This window comes from Massilia sp. CCM 8734 (assembly GCF_011682155.1).
GTDB lineage: Bacteria > Pseudomonadota > Gammaproteobacteria > Burkholderiales > Burkholderiaceae_D > Telluria_A > Telluria_A rubra.
Genome location: NZ_WHJI01000006.1, coordinates 73,464 through 98,984, shown reverse-complemented (window position 1 = coordinate 98,984; position 25,521 = coordinate 73,464). Strand labels below are relative to the sequence as shown.

Sequence of the window (25,521 nt, the reverse complement as noted above, 5' to 3'; positions counted from 1 at the left end):
TCATGGTGAATGGACTGGCGCAGGCGGTGCTGGTGGCCGGCCTGCTCTGGTCCTGGGCCGCGTGGGCCGGCAACCAGAAAGAGGAGGCGATGGCCGACTCGGTGCGGGTGGCCTTGTCGAACGCGATCAAGGACACGCGTCCGCCGCAGCCGGTGTTTCGCGACGAGGCGGGGCGGGTGCGCTACCAGCAATGGCTCTCGACCATGTCGGACCGGCTCAAGCGCAAGCTGCCGGACGACCAGGTGCGGCTCGAATTCCTGCAATCGGTCTGGTACGAATCGAACCGTGCCGGTCTCGATACGGGCATGGTGCTGGGGCTGATCCAGGTCGAATCGGCGTACCGCAAGTACGCGGTATCGATGGTGGGCGCGCGCGGCTACATGCAGGTGATGCCGTTCTGGACCAACGCGATCGGCGACAGCGACCGCAGCAAGCTGTTCAATATGCAGACCAACCTGCGTTACGGCTGCTCGATCCTGCGCATGTACCTCGACATCGAAAACGGCAACCTGTACCTGGCGCTGGGCCGCTACAACGGCAGCCGAGGCAAGCCCGCCTACCCCAACGCGGTACTCGCCGCCTGGGAAAAGTGGAAATTTCCTACCTAAAAACTCAGACCCCACCTACAACCGGGGTCTGACCTCTGATTCGAAATATTTCCCAGCCTCACAACCGGGGTCAGAGCTTTAATCTGAAACTAATTGCCAGGCTAGCGCATCGCAAGGATGCCAATTGAAACGAAAAACCGTCTTTCTCCTTGGGAGAGGGGCGGTTTTGACCTTTACGGCCGTATTCGTTCGCCTCAAACGCGAGCTTGCATGAAATCTTTCGAATTAAAGCTCTGACCCCGGTTGTAGGAAGTTTGGAGGGCGGTTGTAGGCGCTTTAGCCGAAAGTTTCGAATCAGAGGTCAGACCCCGGTTCGGGACTAGACGATCAGCTAGCTATCAAATTTTGCAGGTGAGTACCTGCTGAAGTCCGGCACCACGGCGGCGGTCGGGGGTGTAGACTGCCTTTTTTCTCAGAGCTCACGAAAGTGCACATGCGATTGACTCTTCTTGCCGCAGCGTCCGCGCTGGCGGTCTTGTCGGGATGCGCCAGCGTCCAGCCGACGTCCCAGGCCAGCACCGACGCCCACGCCCCAGCCAAAAACATCATCTTCTTCCTCGGCGATGGCATGGGCATCAATACCCTGACCGCCGCCCGCATCTACGCCGTCGGCGAAGAGGGCGAGCTGACCCTCGATACCCTGCCCGAATCGGCGTTCGTCAAGACGTTCTCGAACGACGCCCAGGTCACCGACAGCGCCGCGTCCATGTCGGCCTATATGACCGGGGTGAAGGTCAATAACAATGTGCTGTCGATGAGCTCCGATACGCCGGCCCGCGCTCCCGCGCTTGACGCCTCCGGTAACAAGCTGGCCGGCCGCTGCGGCGCCGGGCGCCCGGTCGCCACCCTGGCCGAACTGGCCAAGCAGCGCGGCATGTCGGTCGGCGTGGTCACCACCACCCGCGTTACCGATGCCACCCCGGGCGCGGTGTTCGCGCACGTGTGCCATCGCGCCATGGAGAACGATATCGCCGCCGCCCTCGTTCCCGGCGGCGCCGGCTACAACGCGGCCCTGGGCGCGCGCGGCCTCGATGTGCTGCTCGGCGGCGGCAGCGACTACTTCACCAGCACCGCCAAAGGCGGCAAGCGCAGCGACGGGCGCGACCTGCTGGCCGAACTGGCCGCGCAGGGCGTGCGCACCGTTTCCGACAGCGCCCAGTTGAACGCCGTCGATACCAGCGCCAGCGCTCCGCTGGTCGGCCTGTTCGCCCCGCACGACCTGAGTTTCGATTCGATGCGCGATGCGGCCAAACAGCCATCCCTGCCCCAGATGGCCGGCAAAGCCATCGGCATCCTGGCGAATAATCCGAAGGGGTTCTTGCTGGTCGTCGAGGGCGGCATGATCGACCTGGCGCTGCATAACTCGAACGCGCGCCGCGCCCTGCAGGAGACGGTCGTCTTCGACAATACCCTCAAGGCGGCCATCGCGCAGATGCGCGCCATCGATCCGGACTTGAAGAACACGCTGATCGTGGCCACCGCCGACCATGATCATTCGCTGCTCCTGAACGGTTATGCGCGCCGCACCGGCAAGACCACGCCGACCGAACCGGGCGTGCTGGGATTGATGCGCCGGGTCGATAACAACGAGATCAAGCTCGATGCCGATGGCGCGCCATTTACCATCATCGGCTTCGGTAATGGCGAGCACCGGGTGCAGGGCAGCCGCGGCGCGGTCCCGCACCTGACCAGCGCCCAGGTCAGCGCCGACGACTACCGCCAGGAGGCGGTGGTGCGCACCGAGCCCGGTTACGAGACGCACAGCGGCACCGATGTGTACCTGGGGGCGATCGGCGCGGGCGCCGCGCGCTTCGGCGGCACCATCGACAACACCCGCGTGTTTGAACTGATCAAGGCGGCCGCCGGCTGGTAAGCGGCGCCCCCTTTGTAAAGTCACCATAATGAGAGTCACCATGACGCCTTCCCGCTTTCCCTTGCTCCTGCTGGCCGCTGCATGCGCGCTGGCGCCATCCCTGGCCGGCGCGGCCCCCCAGCCTGCCGCCAAGAACATCATCTTCTTCCTCGGCGACGGCATGGGCCCGACCACCATCACCGCCGCGCGCATCTATCGCTACAAGGAGGAGGGCTTGCTCCACTTCGAGCGCATGCCGCATTCGGCGCGCATCAAGACCTATTCGAACGATGCCCAGACCACCGACAGCGCACCGTCGATGGGTTCTTACATGACCGGCATTAAGATCAATAACGATGTGATCTCGATGGCCGACGCCAAGCCGTTCGCCCCACGCAAGGATGCCAACGGCAACGCCACCATCGACGCCTGCCCCGCCGGGAACGGGCGCGCGGCGGCCACCATCCTCGAACTGGCCAAGGCGGCCGGCAAGTCGGTGGGCTCGATCACGACCACGGAGCTGACCCATGCCACGCCGGCATCGACTTTTTCGCACGTGTGCGAGCGCGACATGGCTTACCAGATCGCCGCGCAGGTGGTGCCGGGCGGCGCCGGCTTCAATCCGGCCTTGAAAGACGGCGTCGATGTGCTGATGGGCGGCGGGCGCAATCACTTCACGCCGTTCGACGCGGCGCGCAATGCGCTGGGCCGCGCCGACGGGCGCGACCTGATGGCCGAACTGGCGGCGCAGGGCTACACGGTGGCGGCGAATGCGGATCAGATGCAAGCTGCGCCAGTCGGTAAGAAATTCGTCGGCATCTACAGCGACGTGAGCCACCTCGATTACGCGCTGGCGCGGCGCGCCGGCCAGCCGCCGCTGGCGCAGATGACGGCCAAGGCGATCGATCTGCTGGCGCCCAATCCGAAGGGCTTTTTCCTGATGGTCGAAGGCGGCAAGATCGACCATGCGCTGCACGATACCAACGTCAAGAACGCGCTGGCCGAAACGGTCGATTTCGACGACGCCATCAAGACCGCGCTCGAGAAGATGGAGGCGCTCGACCCTGGCCTGCGCAATACGCTGCTGGTGGTCACGGCGGACCATGATCACACGATCGTGATGAACGGCTACGCCAAACGCGGCAACCCGATCCTCGACCTGGTGCGCAATGTGGACGATGGCGCGCCGGCGCGCGATGCCGATGGCAAGACCTTTACCACCTTGGTGTTCGGCAATGGCCCGAACCGCCCGCATCAACGGCTTGACGTCGACAGCGCCACGGCGCTGGGCGACGCCTATCACCAGGAGACCGGCGTGCGCCTCAAGGGCGAGACCCATGGCGGCGGCGATGTGAAGCTGTTCGCCACCGGCGCCGGGGCGGGCCTGTTCAAGGGGACCATGGAAAATACCAAGGTGTTCCACCTGATGAAGGCGGCCTTCGGTTTCTGATGTGTTGACGCGACCCGCAAACAAAAAGCCCCGTTCGAAAGAACGGGGCTTTTTGTAATCCGGCTTGGACAGGCGAACTGTTTTTATTTCAGATGGTCGGAAATGAGTTTGGTCATTTCGAACATCGATACCTGCGCTTTGCCGCCGAAGACTGCTTTGAGCTTGTCGTCAGCATTGATCATGCGGCGGTTGGCCGCGTCTTGCAGATCGAGCTTCTTGATATAGTCCCAGACTTTCTTGGTCACTTCGGTGCGTGGCAGCGGCGTTGCGCCAACCACGGCTGCCAGGACGGCGGACGGAGTCATCGCCTTCATGAACGCGGCGTTCGGCTTGCGTGGGGCTGCTGCCGGTTTTTTTGCGGCTGCTGCTTTTGGTGCTGCCGCAGCTTTTGCTGGAGCGGCTTTCTTCGCTGCTGCTGGCTTTGCCGCTGCGGCTGGCTTAGCTGCGGCGGCCTTTTTTGCTGGCGCTGCTGCTGGGGTTTTTTTGGCTGTTGCCATCTTCAAGCCTCCTTAACGAACACATGGGAAATTGCGCAATTCATCGCACGGCTTATATTGGTGGGGATTTACCGATGACGCAAGTGTTTTTCAAGAATTTTTCGGCGTTTTCATAGGGAAAAGGCAGAACGATGGCCCGAGAAGGGCGATTTTGACGGATCGGGGAGAAGAACCGTTGAACCGTCGCCCCCGCGCAGGCGGGGGCCCAAGTTCTTCGCTGCGCAGCCAACTTGGGCCCCCGCCGTCGCGGGGGCGACGGCTTGACGGTCCGGGGCTGGCGGGAACAGTCCTGGATGCAGATTGCTTAGCGCATCCCGCCCGGCATCATGCCCTTCATCGAGCGCATCATTTTCATCATGCCGCCGCCTTTGAATTTCTTCATCATGGCCTGCATCTGGTCGTATTGCGCCAGCATGCGGTTCACTTCCTGCACCTGCACGCCGGCGCCGGCGGCGATGCGGCGCTTGCGCGTGGCCTTGATCAGTTCCGGCTTGGCGCGCTCGGCCGGCGTCATCGAGTCGATGATGCCGACCATGCGCCGCACCTGCTTGTCGGCCTGGTCCATGTTGGCGCCGCCGGCCGCTTGCTGGAACTGCGCCGGCAATTTGTCGATCAGGCTCGACATGCCGCCCATCTTCTTCATCTGGCCCAGCTGCGACTTGAAGTCGTTCATGTCGAAGCGGCCGCCCACCTTGATCTTGTTGGCCAGGTCGGCCGCGGCCTTGCTGTCGACGCCCTTGCGCGCTTCTTCCACCAGCGCCAGGATGTCGCCCATGCCCAGGATGCGGTTGGCCATGCGCTGGGCGTCGAACGCTTCCAGGCCGTCGAGTTTTTCGGATACGCCGGCAAACTTGATCGGTTTGCCGGTAATGTGACGCACCGACAGCGCCGCGCCGCCGCGCGAGTCGCCATCGAGCTTGGTGAGCACGATGCCGGTCAGCGGCAGCGCGTCGTTAAAGGCCTTGGCGGTGTTGATCGCATCCTGCCCCAGCATGGCGTCGACCACGAACAGGGTTTCGATCGGGTTGACCGCGGCGTGCACGGCCGAGATTTCCTGCATCATCGCTTCGTCGATGCCCAGGCGGCCGGCGGTGTCGATGATCAGCACGTCGTGGTAGTGCTTCCTGGCCCAGTCGAGCGCGGCCAGGGCGATGTCGACCGGCTTGTCGGTGGCGGCGGACGGGAAGAAGTCGGCGCCGACCTGCTTGGTCACCGATTCGAGCTGGGCGATCGCGGCCGGACGGTAGACGTCGGCCGAGACGGTCAGAACCTTTTTCTTTTTCTCTTCCTTGAGGTACTTGGCCAGTTTGCCGACGGTGGTGGTTTTACCCACACCCTGCAAACCGGCCATCAGGATGATCGCCGGCGGCTGCTGGGCAAAGCTCAGCTGCGACGCTTCGGGACCGAGGTCGGCCCCCATCAGCGCGCCCAGCTCGCGCTGGACCACGCCGACCAAGGCCTGGCCCGGGCTGAGCGAGGCCAGCACTTCTTCGCCGAGGGCCTTTTCCTTGACCCGGCTGATGAACTCGCGCACGGCGGGCAGCGCCACGTCGGCTTCGAGCAGGGCCAGGCGCACTTCGCGCAGCATCTCGGCGGTATTCGATTCGGTCAGACGCGCCTCACCGCGCATGGTCTTGACGACCTTGGCAAGGCGTTGGGTTAAGTTATCTAGCATGGCAGACCTGACTAATATATAGGGCGATGCCGGCACGCGCCGGTTGTGGCGTCATTTTACCCTATGTCCGAAGGAAAAAAGACCGGCGCCGGGCCGCTCCGGGGAAGGCTGCGCGCGCGCCGTTTTACGGCAAGGTCAGCTTGACGATGGCGTTGCCCGAGATAAGCGCGTAGCTGTTGGCGCCGATCCGCACGATGCCGCGGGGATTATCCAGGGTGACGGGGGCGGCGCCGGGGATGGCGAGCGCCGGTCCGGCCTTGCCGGCCACGATGGTCGATACGCCCGCCGGCGTGATGCGGGTGACCGTGTTGGCGGCGGCGTCGGTCACATAGCGGTTGCCGGCCTCGTCGAACGCCGCGCCGACCTCGGGCGGTACCCCGGTTTTGACGGGGATGACATAGCGTTGCGGCGTGACGCGGTGCAAGACCTTGTGCGCATCCCGGACATACAAGTCGCCCTCCTTGTCGAAGCCGAGAATATAGGGCGCCTGGAAGATGGCGCCCCTGCTGGCGCCGTTAGCGGTCGTGCCGACATACGCACGCCATTCGCCTTCCGGGCTGAGCATGACGATTTCTTGGCCGGACGGCGACGCTTCGAGGTAGCTGGCCACGGTCGAGATATAGATATTGCCGGCTTTGTCGGCGGCGATCCCGCTGGCGATGCCGCCGGCCCGGAACAGGGTGGTGACGCTGCCGTCGGGCGCGATCTTGCGCAGGTGGATGCCGCTGACGGGAAACGCGCCGAGGGTGTCGTGGCGCAGCACGGGACGCTCGATGGCGTACAGGGTGCCGGACGGCGTGAGCGCCAGCCCATGCGGGCCGCGCAGGCGGGCCGCCGCGCCGATGCCGTCGACCGCGGTCTCCGACAGGTTCGGTTTGCCGGCAAACAAGGTCAACTTGCCGTCCGCGCCGAGGATGGAGATATGCTGGTTGAACACCACGAACAGCGTTCCCTCGCGATCGGCCAGCAGGGCGCGTGCCTCCGGCAAGGCGATCGCGCTGGTGGTAACGACGCCGTCCAGGCTGACCCGGCGCAGCACGAAATGATCGATCACCAGCAACTGGCCGTCGTGGTAGGCCATGCTGGCCGGATTGGCGAAGCGCGCGGCGCCGCCTTGCCCGTCGCGCGCGCTTTGCCGCTCGGGCGTCCAGTCGACGCCGGCCACGGTACTGATCATGCCTTGCGGCGTCATCTTGCGGATCCGCGTCTCATCGGCAAAGTACAGGTTGCCGGCGGGGTCGAGCGTGACGGTGTCGACGCGGATCCACTCGACGCCCACGCCCACGCCCGGGCCTTCCGTCGCGCACGGGCGCGGTGGCGGCGTGACGTCGTTGGCGTCCGGGGCGGAATAGGGCGAGCACCCGGCCAGCAGGGTTTCCTTGCCGTCGGCCTCGACGCGCAGGATTTCATGCGTGGTAATGCGGTAGCCGATGCCGCTGGCGCTGGTGACGCGGCGCCCGCCGCCGCGCCCGAATGGCAGGGGCGTCGCCGTGCCATCCTTGCCCAGCGCGAGCGTCTGGCTCAGGACCGTGCAATAGACCTGGTCGCGCGCGTCGATGGACAACCGGGGGCCGTCATAGTCGTGCCAGGGGTCGTGTTGATCGTCGACAGGGTCGGCATACATGGTGCGCACCATGCCGCCGCGCTCGACGCTGCGCACCGCATAGCCCGAGTAATAGTCCGCGCCGCTGCCAAGGCGCCTTGGCTCGCTGACGTAGATCGTGCCCTTGCTGTCGATGTCGGCGTCGAAGATGCGGCTGAAACGCGCGTCCGCTCCGGCGCCGTCGGCGCGGCCGGTGTTGCCGTGCTCGCCGGCAATCAGGCTCAACGTGGGCACCGGGGCCGGCGCTGGCGGTGGGACGGGGGGCGTGGGCGTCGGCGCAGGGGCGGGCGCGGCGGCGGGGTCGCTACCGCCGCCGCAGGCGGCCAGCAATGTGGCGGCACCCATCTGGAGCGTCATCCGGCGTAATTTGAAGGTGCGTACAGTCATGACGAAATCCTCGTGGGCAAGTTCGTTCATTATATTCAGTTAATATTTATCGATACGTAATATTTCTGAGGAACTGTTGTAGCGCCTGTCCTTTGCTGATGCGCGGGCGACATGGGCGCCCCTGTCTCATTCCCATGCGTGTGCGTGGGTTCTCGGCAGCAAGCTTGCGCCAGTCGTTGGAGCGCGATGGCTTGTCGCGATATATTTCCACAGGGAAATCAAACCCGCTTCCATCGACCCTGCACTATTGACCGGAGATTGGCATGACAGGCAAGCTGATTTGCAACATCGTTCGCACGACCCTGGCACTGGCGGCGCTGTGCGTCGCCGCCGGCAGCCAGGCGCAGGAGGTGGTCCGGCTCGGCAACCTCAAACTTGCGCATTTCGGCGCCGTTTCGTACATCAAGGAAATCGCGCCCACCTGCGGCATCCGGGTCGAAGAGAAAATCTTCGCCAAGGGGCTCGACGTGATGCAGGCCATCATCGCCGGCGAGCTCGACGTGGGCGCGACGGCGTCCGAGGCCGCTATTTCGGGGCGCGCCAGCGGGGCGCCGATTATGGTGGTGGCCGGTTTCGCCAGGGGCGGCGCGCGCCTGGGGGCGCGCGCCGGGCTGGGCGTGAAGGGCATGCGCGACCTGAAAGGCAAGAAGGTGGGCGTGACGCGCGGCGCCATCCAGGAAGTGCTGCTGATGGCCAAGCTGCAACAGCACGGCATGAGCGCCGACAGCGCCCCCGGCAAGGATGTGCAGCTGATCTACCTGCCGTTCGCCGACCTGAACCAGGCGCTGATGGGCGGCAATATCGACGCCATGATGCAGTCCGAACCGCAATCCTCGCAAGCGATCAACAAGGGTTTCGGGGTGGAAGTGCTGAAACCCTACGATACCCCGATCGGCGAGCCGGTGCGCACCATGGTGATGACCGAAGCTTTCTATGGCGGCAAGCGGGCGCTGGCCGGCAAATTCATGCGCTGCTTCGTGCAGGCCACCCGCACCTTCATCGGCGAGCCGGCGCTGGCCGAAAAGTATGTGCGCGAAACGATGTTCAAGGGCCAGATCAGCAAGGACGACTTCGCGGACGCGATCGCCAATTCGCCGTATGCGTTCGATGTGACGGCCGCCCACATCCAGGTCACCACCGACACCATGCTCAAGACCGGGGTGGGACGCATGGCGCGCCCGCCGCTGGCGACCGACTGGGTGCGCACCGACCTGCTCGAGGCGGCCAAGAAAAGCGCGGGCATGAAGTAGCGGCCCAACGCAGGCGTCCAAGGTCGGCGTCCAAGGCCGGCGTCCAAGGCCGGCGTCCAAGGCCGGCGTCCAAGGTCGGCGTCCAAGGTCGGCGCCCGACGCCGCGTTACGCATGGCCGCCATCGATTCAAACGCCGTCCCCGCCGGCAGGCGCCGATAGTGTAAACTTGCACAATGCAGACTTACTTACTTATCGCAGCGGCGCTGCTGTACGCGGTGTGCGCCCTTCTTCCCTCGCCCCGGGGTTCGCTCATCTCCGCCGTCACGGCCGTGGCCTGGCTGCTGCATGGCGCCGCCCTCTGGCTCGACATGATGGCGCCCGGCAGCGTGCGGATCGGCTTCGCGCTCATGATCTCGGCCGCGCTGTGGATCTCGGTGGCGGCCTACTGGATCGAAAACCGCAATTTCGCGCTCGACGGCTTGCGCCGCCTGGTGATGCCGTGCGCCGCCGCCGCCGCGCTGCTGCCGGCCGTGTTCCCGGGCAGCGTGCTGCTGCTCGAAGGGCGCGCGCCGGCGTTCGGCTGGCATATCGCGGTCGCCATCCTGGCCTATAGCACCTTGACCATCGCCGCCTTCCACGCGGTCCTGATGGCGCTGCAGGAAACGCGCCTGCATGCGCGCAACCCGCAAGCCGGCTGGCTGGCCAGCGCGCTCGACCAGCTGCCGGCCCTGCTGACCATGGAAAAATTGCTGTTCCGCCTGATCTGGATCGGTTTCGTGCTGCTCAGCCTGACCGTGCTGTCGGGGATCGTGTTCTCGGAACAGTTGTTCGGCACCGTGCTCAAGTGGGATCACAAGAGCGTCTTTGCGCTGCTGTCGTGGTTCCTGTTCGCCGCGCTGCTGGCCGGGCGGCGCTGGCGCGGCTGGCGCGGCAAGACCGCGCTGCGCTTTACCCTGGCCGGTTTCGCCACCTTGGTGCTGGCCTATGTCGGCAGCCGTTTCGTTCTTGAAGTAATTTTGCACCGGGGCCTGGCATGATGCGCATTCTGTTCTGGATCGGCTTGATCGTGCTGGTCATCGCGGCCATTCGCAGCAAGATTCGCGGCAAGCTGCGCGAGATGACGCCGCCGCCCGGGCACCCCGGCTACCCCGGCGCCGGCCCGCAGGCGCCTTTGATGCGCGAACTGGGCGCCACCGTCGAGTGCGCGCACTGCCATGTGTATTTCCCGGAGTCGGAAGCGGTCACGGCCAACGGCCGCGCGTACTGCAGCCCCGAGCACGCCAACCTGCCGCCGGCCTGACCGATGTCGTTCTGGAGCGGCTTGTCGGCCGAGTCGCGCGAGACATTCTGGCGCTCGCTGCAGGCGCTCTCCGCCACCCGCATCGTCATTTCGCTGGTGCTGCTGGCCTACCTGATGTTCGAGCGCCGCGATGCGCCGACGGCCGGCCACTATCTGTATACCGAAACCTGCATCGCCTACCTGGTCATGTCCGGCGCCTTTGCGCTGGCTTGCCTGTACGTGCGCACCCGCTTCCTGGCGCAGGTGGTGGTGCAGATCGCGGTCGACATCGCGGTCATCTCGGTACTGTACATGGCCGGCCAGGAGGGCCGCGGCAGCCTGGTGATCCTGTACCTGTTCCCGCTGGCCGGGGCCGCGATCCTGGCGCCGCGCGTGCTGGCCCTGTTTTCGGCCGCGCTGGTCACCATGTTCCTGCTGCTCGACTCGGTGTACCAGATGTTCATGGGCACGAACGGCATGCCGGTCACCCAGGCCGGCCTGTACGGCGGCGCCTTCTTCGCCATCGTGATGGTGGTCAGCCGCCTCGCCGCCAAGCTGATCCGGCAGGAAGAACTGGCCGCGCGCCACGGCGCCGATCTGCAGATCCAGCTGGCGATCAACCAGATCGTCATCGCCGACGTCGCCGACGGCATTCTCGTGGTCGACCGCGACGGCCACATCTTTGCCGGCAACCCGGCCGCCCAGCAGATGCTGGGGCTGGCCAACGGCGACAGCGGTTTTTCCCTGTCCGAGGTGGCGGCGCTGGAACCGGTCGCGTTTGCGTTTTCCGAGTGGCAGCAGCAAGTCGGGCCGGCTACCGTGAGCGGGGCTCCGCGCGCCGCCTTCGTGACGGTCAAGCCGTATCGCGACAGCGGCGGCGGCCACGCCGGCACGGCCGCCTGGAGCGGGCGGCGCGACCTGGCGGCCCACCTCAAGCTGCGCTTTGCCCGCGTCGACACGGTCGAGGAGGCCTCCGAGCGCTGCGTGATCTTCCTGCAGGATGTCACCGCCATCGAAAACCAGGCCCAGGAACTGAAACTGGCCTCGATGGGACGGCTCACCGCCAGCATCGCGCACGAGGTGCGTAATCCGCTCTCGGCCATCGGCCACGCCACCGCCCTGCTGGCCGAAGACTTGCACGAGCCGGGCCAGGCGCGCCTGCTCAAGATCGTCGGCGACAATGTGGCGCGGGTCAACCGCATGGTGGAAGACATACTCCAACTGTCGCGCAAGGTCCAGCCCAATAGCGAACCGTTGTTGCTTGGCCCGTTTTTGAGTGAGTTGAAGACCGAATTTGATGAAACCCAAGGGGTTGCCAATGATATAGTGTGGCTAGGCAACACCGGAGCCGTGCCAGTGCGTTTCGACGCGCTGCACCTGCGCGAAGTGGTGATCAACCTGCTGACCAATGCGCTGCGCTACGCCAGTGGCGGGGTGGGCAGTATCCGGGTGTACGTCGTCACCGATGCGGCCGGCGGCATGGAGCTGCACGTGCAGGACGACGGTCCCGGCATCACGCCGGACGTGCGGGCGCACCTGTTCGAGCCGTTTTATACGACCTCGAGCAAGGGGACCGGGCTGGGGTTATATCTGGCGCGCGAGCTGTGCCTGAACAACGCGGCGATGCTCGATTACGAATACCGCTTCGATGCCAGCGGCGCCGGCGTACGGGCGGCCAGCGGCCGCTTTGTGATTTCGTTCGCGCAGCCGCTGGGCGCGCGCGGCGCTACTGCTAACAGAAAGGCAACAACATGACATCACCCCGCGTACTGGTCGTCGATGACGAGGCCGATTTACGCGAACTGCTGGAAATCACGCTGGTCAGGATGGGGCTCGATGTGGACAGCGCCGAAACGCTGCGCGAGGCGCGCGCCTTCCTGGCGCAGAACGATTACGCCCTCATCCTGACCGACATGCGCCTGCCCGACGGCCTGGGCCTGGAACTGGTGCAGGAAGTGGGCGCCTCCAACAAGTCGACCCCGATCGCGGTCGTCACCGCTTACGGCAGCGCCGAAAACGCGGTGGTGGCGCTCAAGGCGGGCGCCTTCGATTACGTTTCCAAGCCGGTGGTGCTGGACGACTTGCGGGTGATGGTGCAGTCGGCCTTGCGCCTGTCGGCGCCGGCCAGCCAGGCCGGCAGCCCGGCGGCGGCCGGCACCGCCTCGCGCCTGATCGGCGAATCGGCCGTGATGCAGTCGCTGCGCAAGCAGATCGAGCGGCTGGCGCGTTCGATGGCGCCGATCGCCATTACCGGCGAGTCGGGCAGCGGCAAGGAACTGGTGGCGCGCGAAATCCACGCGCGCAGCTCGCGCGCGGGCAAGCCTTTTATCGCGGTCAACTGCGGCGCGATTCCCGAAGCGCTGATGGAAGCGGAGTTTTTCGGCTACCGCAAGGGCGCGTTTACCGGCGCGGCCGACGAGCGCGACGGATTTTTCCATGCGGCCAACGGCGGCACCCTGATGCTCGACGAAGTGGCCGACCTGCCGTTGGCGATGCAGGTCAAGCTGCTGCGCGCGATCCAGGAGCGGCGCGTGCGCAAGATCGGCGCCACCAGCGAGGAGCCGGTCGACGTGCGCATCATCAGCGCCACGCACCAGAACCTGGCGCAGTGCGTCGAGACCGGCAAATTCCGGCAGGATCTGTTTTACCGCTTGAATGTGATCGAACTGAGCGTGCCGCCGTTGCGCGAGCGGCTCGACGACCTGGGCGTGCTGGTCGGCGGCATGCTGGCGCGCCTGGCGGGCGCGGGGCAGCCGGCCGCGCTCGGGCCGCAGGTGCTCGACACCTTGCGCACGTATTCGTTTCCGGGCAATGTGCGCGAACTGGAAAATGTGCTGGAACGGGCGCTGGCGTTTGCCAATGACGGCGTGATCGAGGTGGGCGACTTGTCGCTCAAGGGCGCGCGGGTGGCCGAGCAGGCGCCGGCGGCCGAGGCGCTGGCCGCGCCTGTGGCGCAGGTGGCGCCGGCGCCGCCGGAAGGCGCCGCGCCGCTGGCCCGGTTCAGCCCTGGCGCCCCGGCCGAGCTGCCCAGCAGCCTGCCCGATTACCTGGAACAGGTCGAACGCGAGATCATCTTGCGCGCGCTGACCCAGACCCAGTTCAACCGCACCCAGGCGGCCATGCTGCTGGGGATCAGTTTCCGGCAGCTGCGCTACCAGATGCAGAAGCTCGATATCCAGGAGCCGGAGGGGTAGGCGGCTCGGCCCCGAATTGCCTTGTTTGCAGGTGCATCGCTGTTCGCGCCTCACCAGTTCAACTTTACCTGGCGAACTCGGAGCCGTCTCCCCCGCGCAGGCGGGGGCCTATACCACATATGAGCAGAGGTGCTATGGACCCCCGCCTGCGCGGGGGAGACGGTGAATGTGCCGGTGAAGCGCTCGCGAGCGACAAACTTGGGTTCCCGCCGATTCCGACGCCCGCTCCCCCCCACGGTTTATAATACTGCCCCGCGACCCGAAAACGGCAAGCGTGCGGGCGTGCGGCTGCCGCAAAAAATGGCAGCCGTTAGTACCTGCTAACCGGGCAGTCCTTCCTGTGGCCTGACTCAAAAAAGTCAAGCGAAGCACAGGAAAATATTGCTACTTAATTCTATTGCCACTCCCGGAGTGAGGTACTACAATTAGTCCCAGAATCGAGCAATCGACTAGATATAGTGGTTTTTAGCGCTCTGCCACCGATTGGTCGGCCCCTTAATACAGTACGGCACGCAGCACGGCAAGTCTAGTTCTTAACGCACTCAACCCACCATCGCGCGTCACGACGCCGGCCTCGGATTCCAGGCCGGCGGGGTAGTTTTTTTGTTTTTACATTTGTTGGGGACGGTTGATCGACGCCGTCCACTTGATAACAACCGGCGGCAGACCAAAGCCCGCCGCTCCAGGAGGTCCCACATGCAAACATCCCAAGATTCTTCGATTAACCAATTGCACGTCACACCTGGAGCAGCCGCTCCGGCCTCGGCCACCAGCGCCGCCGCTGTCGCCTCCCGCGGCGACTATCGCATCATCCGCCGCAACGGCGCCGTCGTCGCATTTGAACCATCGAAGATCTCGATCGCCGTCACCAAGGCCTTTTTGGCCGTGAACGGCGGCCAGAGCGCCGGTTCGGCGCGCGTGCGCGAACTGGTCGAGCAACTGACCGAGAACGTGGTGTCGGCCCTGATCCGCCGCCAGCCATCGGGCGGCACGTTCCACATCGAAGACGTGCAGGACCAGGTCGAACTGTCGCTGATGCGTTCGGGCGAGCATGACGTGGCGCGTGCCTACGTGCTGTACCGCGCCAAGCACATGGAAGAGCGCCGCCTGCAGAAGGAGGCGCAAGGCGGTTCGGCCGACGTGGCCGCCCCGCAAATCCACGTGCTTGAAAACGGCCAGCGCCGCCTGCTCGACATGAACCAGGTGCGCGACCTGATCGCCGCCGCCTGCGTCGGCCTGGAAAAACACGTCGACGCCGACGCCATCCTGGCCGAAACGGTCAAGAACCTATACGACGGCGTGCCGGTCGAAGAGCTGCACAAGTCCGCCATCCTGGCTGCGCGCGCGCTGATGGAAAAGGACCCGGCTTACTCGCAGGTCACCGCCCGCATTTTGCTGCACACCATCCGCAAGGAAGTGTTCTGCGAAGAAGTGCCGCAAGCCAAAGCGGCGGCGCACTATATCGAGTACTTCCCGAAATACATCGCCAAGGGTATCGAAAACGAGCTGCTGGACCCGGTGCTGGCCACTTTCGACCTGGCCAAGCTGGCCAAAGCCCTGGTCGCCGACCGTGACTTGCAGTTCGGTTACATCGGCCTGCAAACCCTGTACGACCGCTACTTCCTGCACGTGCGCGACGTGCGCATCGAAATGCCGCAGGCGTTTTACATGCGTGTCGCCATGGGCCTGTCGCTGCGCGAAGAAAACCGCGAAGCGCGCGCCGTCGAGTTCTACAACCTGCTGTCGTCGTTCGACTTCATGAGCTCGACCCCGACCCTGTTCAACTCCGGCACCCTGCGCTCGCAACTGTCGTCGTGCTACCTGACCACCGTCTCGGACGACCTGGAAGGCATCTACGACGCGATCAAGGAAAACGCGCTGCTGGCCAAGTTCGCCGGCGGCCTGGGTAACGACTGGACCCCGGTGCGCGCGCTCGGCGCCCACATCAAGGGCACCAACGGCAAGTCGCAAGGCGTGGTGCCGTTCCTGAAAGTGGTCAACGACACCGCCGTGGCGGTCAACCAGGGCGGCAAGCGCAAGGGCGCGGTATGCGCCTACCTGGAAACCTGGCACATGGATGTGGAAGAATTCCTCGACCTGCGCAAGAACACCGGCGACGACCGCCGCCGCACCCACGACATGAACACGGCCAACTGGATTCCCGACCTGTTCATGAAGCGCGTGATGGAAAAGGGCGACTGGACCCTGTTCTCGCCATCCGAAACGCCCGACCTGCACGACAAGGTCGGCAAGGCTTTTGAGGCGGCCTACACCGGCTACGAAGCGAAAGCGGCCGCCGGCGAGATTCGCGTGTTCAAGAAGATCGCCGCGCTCGACCTGTGGCGCAAAATGCTGTCGATGCTGTTCGAAACCGGCCACCCATGGATCACGTTCAAAGACCCATGCAACATCCGTTCGCCACAGCAACACGTGGGCGTGGTGCACAGCTCGAACCTGTGCACCGAGATTACCTTGAACACCAACGAGTCCGAAATCGCGGTCTGCAACCTGGGTTCCGTGAACTTGCCGGCGCACATGAAAGAAGGCAAGCTCGATCCGGTCAAGCTGCAGAAAACTGTGCGCACCGCGATGCGCATGCTCGACAACGTCATCGATATCAACTACTACGCCGTCGAAAAAGCGCGTAATTCGAACATGCGCCACCGTCCGGTGGGCATGGGGATCATGGGCTTCCAGGATTGCCTGCACATGATGCGCGTGCCTTACTCGTCGAACCAGGCCGTGGAATTTGCCGATTCGTCGATGGAAGCGGTGTGCTACTACGCCTACCTGGCCTCGACCGAGCTGGCCGAAGAGCGCGGCCGCTACGAGTCGTACAGCGGCTCGCTGTGGGACCGTGGCATCCTGCCGCAGGATTCGGTCAAGCTGCTGGCCGACGAGCGCGGCGGCTACCTGGAAGTGGACATGTCCTCGGCCATGGACTGGACCGTGGTGCGCGAGCGCATCAAGCAGTTCGGCATGCGCAACTCGAACTGCGTGGCGATCGCCCCGACCGCGACCATTTCGAACATCATCGGCGTGTCGGCCTGCATCGAACCGACCTTCCAGAACCTGTATGTGAAGTCGAACCTGTCCGGCGAATTTACCGAGATCAACTCGTACCTGGTGCGCGACCTCAAGGCCCGCGACCTGTGGGATGAAGTCATGATCGCCGACCTGAAGTACTTCGACGGCTCGCTGGCCAAGATCGACCGCATCCCGCAAGACTTGCGCGACATCTACGCCACCGCGTTCGAAGTCTCGCCGAGCTGGCTGGTGGAAGCGGCCTCGCGTCGCCAGAAGTGGATCGACCAGGCCCAGTCGCTGAACATCTACATGGCTGGCGCCTCGGGCAAGAAGCTGGACGAAACCTACAAGCTGGCCTGGCTGCGCGGCCTGAAAACCACGTATTACCTGCGCACCATCGCGGCGACCCACATGGAAAAGTCGACCTCCAAGACCGGCGCGCTGAACGCGGTGGCGGTGGACGGCGGCATGTCGGCCCACGCCATGGGTGCGGCGGCCGATACGGCGGCCAAGGCGGCGGCGGCGACGGCGGCATCGGTAGCCGCCGCGGCGGCCGAGGAAGAGGGCGCGGCGTGCTACCTGCGTCCGGGCGACGATGGCTTCGAGGAATGCGAAGCCTGCCAGTAACAGCTAATAGCGGGAAGGAGCGCTGCGGCGCTCCGGCAAGACCGAATTGAACACAGACGAATTGACGAAAAGAGGAATCCACCATGTTGTCCTGGGACGATGAAACAGCCAGCGCGCCAGCCGCGCGCCCCGTGCCGCCGAATGGCGCCCAACCCGCCGCAGAACCGGTCGCCGACGCCGCATTGGTCGCCAAGCGCGTCCACGCCGACGACAAGCGCATCATCAACGGCAAGACCGATGTGAACCAGCTGGTCCCGTTCAAGTACAAATGGGCGTGGGACAAGTACCTGGCCGGTTGCGCCAATCACTGGATGCCGCAAGAGGTCAACATGCAGCGCGACATCGAGTTGTGGAAAAATCCCAACGGCCTGACCGACGACGAGCGCCGTTTGGTAAAACGCAACCTGGGCTTCTTCGTGACCGCCGATTCGCTGGCCGCCAACAACATCGTGCTCGGCACCTACCGCCACATCACGGCGCCGGAATGCCGCCAGTACCTGCTGCGCCAGGCCTTCGAAGAGGCGATCCACACCCACGCCTACCAGTACATCGTCGAGTCGCTGGGCCTGGACGAAGGCGAGATCTTCAACGCCTACAACGAAGTCAAGTCGATCCGCGACAAGGATGAATTCCTGATTCCCTTCATCAACACGCTGACCGATCCGGCGTTCACCACCGGCACCGTGGAAAACGACCAGAAGCTGCTCAAGTCGCTGATCGTGTTCGCCTGCCTGATGGAAGGGCTGTTCTTCTACGTCGGCTTCACCCAGATCCTGGCGCTGGGCCGCCAGAACAAGATGATGGGCGCGGCCGAGCAGTACCAGTACATCCTGCGCGACGAGTCGATGCACTGCAATTTTGGCATCGACCTGATCAACACGATCAAGATGGAAAACCCGCTGCTGTGGACGCCTGCCTTCCGCGAAGAGATCAAGGTGCTGTTCCTGCAAGCGGTCGACCTGGAGTATGCGTACGCCGAAGACACCATGCCGCGCGGCGTGCTGGGCCTGAACGCGACCATGTTCAAGGGTTACCTGCGCTTCATCGCCAACCGTCGTGCCCAGCAGATCGGCCTGGACGCGCTGTTCGCGCACGAGGAAAACCCGTTCCCGTGGATGAGCGAGATGATCGACCTGAAGAAGGAACGCAACTTCTTCGAGACGCGCGTGACCGAGTACCAGACCGGCGGCGCGCTGAACTGGGAATAACACCGGGAACGCGGCGCACGCCGCCAGGCGGGCGAGACTCCCGTACGCCCAGTAAAAAAGCTCCCCTCGGGGAGCTTTTTGCATTTGCGCGCCCTCGCCTCAGGACTTGCCGGCCTTGTACACGCCGCAAGCGAAGTACACATCGTCGACCCGCTCGATATAGGTGCTCTTCGATTCCAGCGCGCCGCTCTTGGCGTTGGGCCACTTGTACTCGACCCAGCCCTTGCCGTCCTTGGCGGCCACTTCGCGGAAGCTGCGCGTGAAATACACGCCGTTGACGTCGCGCAGGTCGCCCAGCTCCTTGCCGACCAGCTTGGCGTTGGCGCCATGCGCCGTCACCGGTCCCGGTGGGACGGGCGCGACGAACAGATACAAGTCCTTGCTTTCAAACATGCCGGTCTTGCCGTTGATCTCGGCGGCGGTCTTGTCCATGCCATTCGCCTGGTAATAGGCGATCGCCTTTTCACGAGGGCCACCGCTTCCTCGCTGGTGCCGCTTGCGCCGCTCCCGCCGCCGCCATCAGCGTTGCCATGCCGGCGATGGCGAGCCACCTGACTAGTTCGTTCATCGATCTTCGCCCGTCTTGGTATGCGCGCCGGGGCGCGCCACGGCGCGCGCCAAATCGTTTACATCAAGCGACACGGTGCGTGCGCGTGCGCGGTCATCGCGTGTGCGTTTGCGCGAATACGTCTCGCAGTAGCAACGAACAGCGTGTGCTGCGCGCGTCGCGGCGCGCCTGCCGCATTCGCGCGCGTGCGCCGCCGCGCAGCGCGCATTGGTGCGCGCCGCATGGCGCCGGCGGCCTCGGCGCGATCCGCGCCGGCGTCGCCGCGCATCGCATAGCGCCTTTAGGTACGGCATGTCTGCGTTGCGCGGTGGTGCGCGAGCGCAGCCCTCGGGCTGCATCGACAGGCGATGCCGCGCGCACCGGCGCGCCGGCGCGCGGCATGATGATGCGCAGACGCGTGCGCCACGCGAAAAAAAAAGTCAAACAAATGCTGTGTGCCAGTTGCGCACTGACAAGGTTTTCGTGTACTTTACGTGATTGAATTTGTCAAAACGTGAACGCGACGATGCAAGCCGCGCGTGACGACAAAATCATCGATCAAAATGGGACGCTGATTCAAACAGATATGCGCTTAAACTTCTGCAAAAGACAAAGCCGCACTGCCTGATCCGGTTCAGGCATGGCGGCTTTTTCTTTTACGGTTGTGGGCTCTTGATGCGGACAGCGAACCATGAACACCGTATCCGTCGTCTCTGTTTTCAGAAACGACCATAGCTGAAGCGCTGCAAACTTGAGGAGTTGCAGCAGTTCAGCTGGTGCCGAATTCATTAGCATAAACACCGAACACGTTTGTGCCGATGAATAATTCGCCTGACCTCCAGTTACGGGTCGGACGGGTTTTACATCTTGTAGCGTGATTTTTTCCCATCGCAGATGAAGGAGAACCCAAATGGCAACAGCCGCTAAGAAACCCGCAGTAAAGAAACCAGTCGCGAAAGCCACTGCCGAGAAACCAGCGAAGAAAGTCGCAGCGAAAGCAGTTGCAGCGAAAGCAGTCGCAGCCAAGCCAGCCGCGAAAGCCGCAGCGAAACCTGCAGCCAAGCCGGCAGCGAAAAAGGTTGCAGCGAAAGCCGCAGCCAAGCCAGCAGCGAAGCCAGCAGCTAAAAAAGCCGCAGCCAAGCCAGCAGCGAAGCCAGTAGCGAAAAAAGCCGTGGCAAAAACTGCAGCCAAGCCAGCAGCCAAGTCGGCCGCCAAGCCGGTAGCGAAGAAAGCCGCAGCCAAGTCGGCAGCCAAGCCAGTCGCTAAAAAAGCGGCCGCCAAGCCAGTCGCCAAAAAAGCGGCAGCCAAGCCAGCAGCAAGCAAGGCAGCAGCCAAGCCGGCAGCCAAGGCAAAAGCCACGGCCAAGCCAGTAGCGAAAAAGGCAGCAGCCAAGCCAGCAGCGAAAAAAGCCGTAGCGAAATCGTCGGCCAAGCCAGCAGCCAAGTCGGCAGCGAAGCCAGCGGCCAAGCCGGTAGCGAAGAAGGCCGCCGCTAAATCGGCCGCCAAACCTGTCGCCAAGAAAGCAGCAGCAAAGCCAGCAGCCACCAAAGCCGCAGCCAAGCCAGCCGCCAAAAAAGCAGCAGCGACGTCGACCGCCAAGAAACCAGCAGTAACTAAAGCAGCAGCAAAGCCAGCAGCGAAAGCAGCAGCAAAGCCAGCAGCAAAAAAGGTGGCGGCTAAGCCAGCAGCAAAAAAGCCGGTTAAGGCTGCGGCAACGCCAGCAGCCAAGCCAGCGGCAGCGCCAGCGGCAATTCCTGCCGTGCCAGCAGCCAAGCCGGTCGTAAAGAAAGCAGCAGCGCCTAAGAAGGCAGTTGCACCGAAAGCCGACGCAGCATCGAAGCCAGCGGCAGCTCCTGCACCAGCAGCGGCGGCACCGGCTCCGGCGCCAGCGGCGAAAACTGTGTTGGCTCCGGCAGCAGCATGGCCTTTCCCGACCAGCAGCCGTCCGTAACAGGTTGTTGGGCCTGGATCAGGCAAAATACCGCTGTGTGACTTGATTCACACAGCGGTTTTTTTTTAAGGAGAGCACGTGTACAGTATTGTTCAGTTGATCGTCGACACCATCGCCACCATCCTTGGTGGGGTCCTGTTACTCCGGTTCTGGATGCAGGCGATCCGCGTGCGTCCGCCGCCGCAGATCGGGCAATTTATCTTTACCCTGACCGATTGGATGGTGCTGCCGATGCGGCGCATCATTCCTGGCGTGGGCGGCTATGACTGGGCCAGCCTGATCGGCGCTTTCCTGGTGGTGGCGCTGGCGACGTCGGTGATCCTGTTTTTTGGCGCCTCGTTCGAGCTGGTGGCCATCATGTCCCTGTACACCTTCCTGACCTGGATACTGTACGGCTTCATGGGGACGCTGTTGATCGAGGTGGTGCTGAGCTGGGTCAACCCGCAGGCGCCGATGGCGCCCTTCGTCCAGGCCCTCAACGACCCGCTGCTGCGCCCCTTGCGCAAGGTGGTGCCGCCGATCGGCGGGATCGACCTGTCGGTGATGGTGGCGTTGATCCTGATCAAGATCGTGCATCTTCTGGTGCAGATGCTGTTCGGGCTGCGATGAGCCGTGCGTGGTGCTCGGCGCTGCCGGGCGCGCTGCGGCTGGCGGTGCAGATCACGCCGAACGCCAAGAAGACCGAGGTGATCGGCGTGCACGACGACGCGCTCAAGCTCAAGTTGCAGGCGCAGCCGATCGAAGGCAAGGCCAACGAGGCCTTGATCAAATATTTATCGGGAGAATTGGGCGTGCCGAAAAGCGCGCTCACGATCACGCACGGCCTGAGCAACAAGCGCAAGCTGATCGAAGTGGTGTCAAGCAAGCTCACGCCCGAGCAAGTCGCGCAGATCCTGTTGAAATGAAGCCAGCAATTTCTTCACCGGGGTCTGAGCTAAAGCCGTTAAGTTAGCAGGCTTTATGACCACAAACTTCAAAACCGTCATTCCTGCCATTGGCAGAAATGCCTTACCGCGCAGGCGGCTGTCTCAAAACGCTAAAATCACCGCTAGGCGGTAGACTCTTATCCGTCATTCCCGCGCAGGCGGGAATCCGATTCCGTGGCATAGCAGCGAACTTGGATTCCCGCCTGCGCGGGAATGACGGAGCTTAGGTTAACGGGATTAGTCATTCCGGGTCTGACCTCTGATTCGAAAGATTTCGAATCAGAGGTCAGACCCCGGTGAAGCGACTTAGAAGCGGTAGCCGAACTCGGCTTCGAACTTGTCGGCGATCTGGGCGGCTGTGACGACGTGGTTCTGGCCACCCTGGTGCGCGATCTTGATCGCGCCCATCAGGCTTGCCAGGCGCCCTGTGGTAGGCCAGTCGAGCTCGTTCGTGATGCCGAACAGCAGGCCGGCACGGTAGGCGTCGCCGCAACCGGTCGGATCGACCACCGCCGCCGCTTGTACGCAGGCAATCTCGTGGCGCTTGCCGCCGGTGTGGATCTCCGACCCTTTTTCGCCGCGCGTGATGATCAGCGCTTCCAGGCGCCCGGCAATGTCGGCCAGGCTCAGGCCCGTGCGGTCCATCAACATTTCGAATTCGTAGTCGTTGGCGGCCACATAGGTCGCCTGGTTGATGAATTCGATCAATTCGTCGCCGCTGAACATCGGCAATTGCTGGCCCGGGTCGAACATGAACGGCACCTTCAGCGCCGCGCAGTCGCGCGCGTGCTTGATCATGCCGCCACGACCGTCCGGCGCGATGATCGCCACGCGCAGCGCGCCCTGGTCGCCGACATTGTTTTCATGCGCGAATTCCATCGCGCCCGGATGGAAGGCGTTGATCTGGTTGTTGTCGAGGTCGGCCGTGACGAAGCATTGCGCGGTGTACGAGTGGGCAATCTTGCGGATCGCGCGCGTCTCGATGCCGAGCTTGTCGAAGCGTTCGAGGTATTCGCCGCCATCCTGGCCGATCGTGGCCATGATCAGCGGCTGGCCGCCCAGCATCTTGAGATTGTAGGCAATGTTGGCCGAGCAGCCGCCGTATTCGGTGCGCAAGGTCGGCACCAGGAAGGAGACGTTGACCTTGTGCAGTTGGTCGGCCAGCAGCGTTTCGCCGAAACGGCCGTTGTATTGCATGATCTTGTCGAAGGCGAGCGATCCGCAGATCAGGGTGGTCTTGGTCATGATGGTGCCTTATGGATAGAAGATGGCGATGCGGTAGCCGGACGCCTTGATCTGTTTTACTTCAAAAGTCAGTTTGATGGCTTGTTCGGATCGCGCGCTGAAGCCTTTGGCGATGACCGTGCCTTTGGGCAGGTATTCGGCCGGCACGACCACGCGCCGCAGCAAGGTCTTGTCGTTGCCATCGGTCAGCGCCAGTTCGATGTTCGGCCAGCCCTGGGTCAGGTCGCTCTGGTTGCGCAGCAGGGTCGAGAGGTTGAAGGCATTGGCGCCGAGCGATTGCAGTTCGCCCGTTTCGATGCTCAGGCTGTCGATCTGGGCCGGCAGTTCGAGCTTGCAGCCAAGCGTGGCGCAGGCCATGACCAGCACCGGTTCGATGGCCGGAAACTTGGCCACCAGGATGTTGCGGAAGGTGGTGACACCTTGGGCCACGAGCAGGATTGCCAGTATGAGCGAGCCGATCAGCAACGCAATCCGGCGCGAGCCTTGCTTTTCTTCAAATTCGCGGCTGCGGCGCAGGAAATCGGGCTCGTCGTTCTCGGGCTCGGGGATGACGGGCGCCGGCGGCGGCGGTGGCGCGACCGGCGCGCTGGCCGGCTTGTCGCCCGAGGACTGGCGCAGCAGCGGCAGCGGCGCATGCTCCAGGTCGCGCACCAGCGGTTCGGTGTTCGGGTTGAGCAAGGCGTCGCTGCGCGCGTGGTCGTCCGTTTCTTCGGCGTAGGACAGCACCATCACGGTGTGACCCGGCTCGTCATACGCATGCTCGACCAGCATCGGCTCGATGCGGGCCGGCTTGGTCGTGGCTGGCTCGACGCGCACTGGTGCGTCGAAGGATGGCTCGGTCGTCCGCGTGTCGAACACAGGTTCGACCAGCGGCGGCAGGAATGGATCTGGCTCGGCAACGGCGGGCGCAACCTGGACCGGTTCGTCGAACACGGGTTCGACCAGCGGCGGCAGGAATGGGGCGGCCTCGGCAACGGCCGGCGCAACCTGGACCGGCTCGTCGATTACAGGCTCGACCAGCGGCGGCAGGAATGGATCTGACTCGGCCACGGCCAGGGCCAGCGCGTCCTGGACCGGCTCTTCGAACACGGGTTCAACCGGTGACAGGAATTGATCTGGCTCGGCCACGGCCGGCGCAACCTCGACCGGCTCGTCGAACACAGGCTCGACCAGCGGCGGCAGGAATTGATCTGGCTCGGCCACGACCGGCTCGACATGGACTGGCTCGTCGAACTCGGGCTCGAGCGGCGGCAGTTCATCCTCGGTCGGCGCGGGCGCGGCAACTATCGGCGCCGGCCCCGGTTCCTGCGCTGCTTCGGCAGGGACGTCTTCCGGGAAAACCGGTTCGGCAAAGCTCGGCTCCGCGAAGGCCGGCTCGGCAAAGCGCGGTTCTTCCAACAGCGGCTCGACAAACGCCGGCTCCTTGCGCTCCAGCTCGAAGAACACCGGCTCGATGCGCGCGTTCGCATCGCGCACCGGGGCCGATGGATAGTTCAGATCGAGCAAGGGCTCGTTAAAACTCAGTTCGCCAAAGTCAGGCTCGGACGAATCTTCCGGAGGAGCGATCGCGACGATTTCTTCATCGATCGGCATGTCGATCGAAAATGGCGCCGGGCTCGATCCAGGCGTTGCGTCGCCGCGCTCGCCGATATCGATCGTCGGCCAGGGCGTCTTGGACTTGCCGCGCCAGGCGGCCGCTTGCGGTTCGGGCTCGACGTAGGGAGCCGCGTACGGCTCGTCATACATATCCTCGGGCTCGACGAACATCGCGATCGAGAGCGGGATGAATGGTTTCGTGGGCGGCGGCTCGGGTTCCGGCGCGGGCTCGATCTCTTGGACATGCTCGATCTCTAGAGCAGGCTCGGCTTCGGGCGCGGGCGCGGGCGCGGGCACAGGATCAGGCTCCGCCTCCGCCACAAACACTGGCTCGGGAAGCGGTTCGGGTTCAGGCTCGGGAACCGGCTGCGGCCTGAGCCACACCGGAACGAAAGCCGGCTCGAACGAGCTCTCCATCTGCAGCGTGGAGACGGCATTGCCGTTGTCCACGGGCGCACCCGTCGCCGCGGCGGCAGGTGGCGGTGCAACAGGGGAGGGGATGGCTGGCGGCAGCGCGTCGAGTTCGACCAGGGCCGCGTTGCCGTCGAAGATTTCATTACAGGCGCCGCAGCGCACTATGCCCCCACGTAACTTCAACTGGTCTGAAGCGACCCGGAAAGTCGTGCTGCAATGGGGGCATCGAGTGGCGAGCGCCATG

General features: G+C 64.0%; 20 protein-coding genes. 12 read left to right on the top strand and 8 right to left on the bottom strand.

Annotated features, from left to right (window positions below):
- Positions 1-2: 2 nt before the first annotated feature.
- The 3 genes from F2P46_RS07975 to F2P46_RS07965 all read left to right on the top strand — a co-directional run bounded on the left by F2P46_RS07975 (position 3) and on the right by F2P46_RS07965 (position 3,910).
- Complete coding sequence (locus F2P46_RS07975) at positions 3-608, top strand: lytic transglycosylase domain-containing protein (protein ID WP_166887583.1); 606 nt, start codon at positions 3-5, stop codon at positions 606-608.
- A 433-nt stretch (positions 609-1,041) separates the two neighbouring features.
- A complete protein-coding gene (locus tag F2P46_RS07970) occupies positions 1,042-2,481 on the top strand; it encodes an alkaline phosphatase (protein WP_166887224.1) in 1,440 nt (479 codons plus the stop codon).
- Between the two features lie 40 nt (positions 2,482-2,521).
- The gene (locus F2P46_RS07965; RefSeq protein ID WP_166887221.1) at positions 2,522-3,910 is read left to right on the top strand and encodes an alkaline phosphatase; all 1,389 of its coding nucleotides are present in this window, start codon (positions 2,522-2,524) and stop codon (positions 3,908-3,910) included.
- An 83-nt stretch (positions 3,911-3,993) separates the two neighbouring features.
- On the opposite strand, the gene F2P46_RS07960 is transcribed toward F2P46_RS07965, so the two are convergent.
- The 3 genes from F2P46_RS07960 to F2P46_RS07950 form a co-directional block, all read right to left on the bottom strand.
- Positions 3,994-4,407 carry an SWIB/MDM2 domain-containing protein gene (locus F2P46_RS07960; RefSeq protein WP_099875175.1) on the bottom strand — a complete coding sequence of 138 codons (414 nt, stop codon included), beginning with the start codon at positions 4,405-4,407 and terminating at the stop codon, positions 3,994-3,996.
- A 304-nt stretch (positions 4,408-4,711) separates the two neighbouring features.
- Positions 4,712-6,082 (bottom strand): signal recognition particle protein, encoded by a 1,371-nt coding sequence (gene ffh / locus F2P46_RS07955; RefSeq protein ID WP_166887218.1) that lies wholly within the window; start codon positions 6,080-6,082, stop codon positions 4,712-4,714.
- A gap of 124 nt (positions 6,083-6,206) precedes the next feature.
- Complete coding sequence (locus tag F2P46_RS07950; protein ID WP_166887215.1) at positions 6,207-8,072, bottom strand: hypothetical protein; 1,866 nt, start codon at positions 8,070-8,072, stop codon at positions 6,207-6,209.
- A 263-nt stretch (positions 8,073-8,335) separates the two neighbouring features.
- Between F2P46_RS07950 and F2P46_RS07945 the strand changes: the two genes are divergently transcribed.
- The 7 genes from F2P46_RS07945 (at position 8,336) to F2P46_RS07915 (ending at position 18,598) form a co-directional block, all read left to right on the top strand.
- Positions 8,336-9,322 carry an ABC transporter substrate-binding protein gene (locus F2P46_RS07945; protein WP_166887212.1) on the top strand — a complete coding sequence of 329 codons (987 nt, stop codon included), beginning with the start codon at positions 8,336-8,338 and terminating at the stop codon, positions 9,320-9,322.
- Between the two features lie 174 nt (positions 9,323-9,496).
- On the top strand, positions 9,497-10,300 hold the full coding sequence (locus F2P46_RS07940) for an inner membrane protein YpjD (protein ID WP_166887209.1): 804 nt from the start codon (positions 9,497-9,499) through the stop codon (positions 10,298-10,300).
- Positions 10,297-10,563 (top strand): PP0621 family protein, encoded by a 267-nt coding sequence (locus F2P46_RS07935; protein ID WP_166887195.1) that lies wholly within the window; start codon positions 10,297-10,299, stop codon positions 10,561-10,563. The genes F2P46_RS07940 and F2P46_RS07935 overlap by 4 nt, the downstream gene beginning before the upstream one ends.
- A 3-nt stretch (positions 10,564-10,566) precedes the next feature.
- Positions 10,567-12,297 carry an ATP-binding protein gene (locus tag F2P46_RS07930; RefSeq protein WP_166887192.1) on the top strand — a complete coding sequence of 577 codons (1,731 nt, stop codon included), beginning with the start codon at positions 10,567-10,569 and terminating at the stop codon, positions 12,295-12,297.
- Positions 12,294-13,736 carry a sigma-54 dependent transcriptional regulator gene (locus F2P46_RS07925; protein ID WP_166887189.1) on the top strand — a complete coding sequence of 481 codons (1,443 nt, stop codon included), beginning with the start codon at positions 12,294-12,296 and terminating at the stop codon, positions 13,734-13,736. Before F2P46_RS07930 ends, F2P46_RS07925 begins: the two co-directional genes overlap by 4 nt.
- A 696-nt stretch (positions 13,737-14,432) precedes the next feature.
- A complete protein-coding gene (locus tag F2P46_RS07920; RefSeq protein ID WP_166887186.1) occupies positions 14,433-17,390 on the top strand; it encodes a ribonucleoside-diphosphate reductase subunit alpha in 2,958 nt (985 codons plus the stop codon).
- 83 nt (positions 17,391-17,473) lie between these two features.
- The gene (locus F2P46_RS07915) at positions 17,474-18,598 is read left to right on the top strand and encodes a ribonucleotide-diphosphate reductase subunit beta (protein ID WP_166887184.1); all 1,125 of its coding nucleotides are present in this window, start codon (positions 17,474-17,476) and stop codon (positions 18,596-18,598) included.
- A 99-nt stretch (positions 18,599-18,697) separates the two neighbouring features.
- On the opposite strand, the gene F2P46_RS07910 is transcribed toward F2P46_RS07915, so the two are convergent.
- The 3 genes from F2P46_RS07910 to F2P46_RS38200 form a co-directional block, all read right to left on the bottom strand.
- Positions 18,698-19,030, bottom strand: a complete 333-nt coding sequence (locus F2P46_RS07910) for a cache domain-containing protein (RefSeq protein WP_166887181.1) — start codon at positions 19,028-19,030, stop codon at positions 18,698-18,700.
- Between the two features lie 691 nt (positions 19,031-19,721).
- Positions 19,722-20,918 (bottom strand): hypothetical protein, encoded by a 1,197-nt coding sequence (locus F2P46_RS07905; protein ID WP_166887178.1) that lies wholly within the window; start codon positions 20,916-20,918, stop codon positions 19,722-19,724.
- Positions 20,919-20,944: 26 nt separating this feature from the next.
- Positions 20,945-21,067, bottom strand: a complete 123-nt coding sequence (locus tag F2P46_RS38200) for a hypothetical protein (RefSeq protein WP_267875838.1) — start codon at positions 21,065-21,067, stop codon at positions 20,945-20,947.
- A gap of 107 nt (positions 21,068-21,174) precedes the next feature.
- Between F2P46_RS38200 and F2P46_RS07900 the strand changes: the two genes are divergently transcribed.
- Both F2P46_RS07900 and F2P46_RS07895 read left to right on the top strand, forming a co-directional pair.
- A complete protein-coding gene (locus F2P46_RS07900; protein WP_368737893.1) occupies positions 21,175-21,705 on the top strand; it encodes a YggT family protein in 531 nt (176 codons plus the stop codon).
- Entirely contained in the window at positions 21,702-22,001 is a 300-nt protein-coding gene (locus tag F2P46_RS07895; RefSeq protein ID WP_166887176.1) for a DUF167 domain-containing protein, read from the top strand. Before F2P46_RS07900 ends, F2P46_RS07895 begins: the two co-directional genes overlap by 4 nt.
- A 327-nt stretch (positions 22,002-22,328) precedes the next feature.
- On the opposite strand, the gene F2P46_RS07890 is transcribed toward F2P46_RS07895, so the two are convergent.
- Both F2P46_RS07890 and F2P46_RS07885 read right to left on the bottom strand, forming a co-directional pair.
- The gene (locus tag F2P46_RS07890) at positions 22,329-23,267 is read right to left on the bottom strand and encodes a carbohydrate kinase family protein (protein WP_166887173.1); all 939 of its coding nucleotides are present in this window, start codon (positions 23,265-23,267) and stop codon (positions 22,329-22,331) included.
- 9 nt (positions 23,268-23,276) lie between these two features.
- Positions 23,277-25,520: a zinc-ribbon and DUF3426 domain-containing protein gene (locus F2P46_RS07885; RefSeq protein WP_166887171.1), complete on the bottom strand. Its 2,244-nt coding sequence runs from the start codon at positions 25,518-25,520 to the stop codon at positions 23,277-23,279.
- Position 25,521 lies beyond the last annotated feature (1 nt).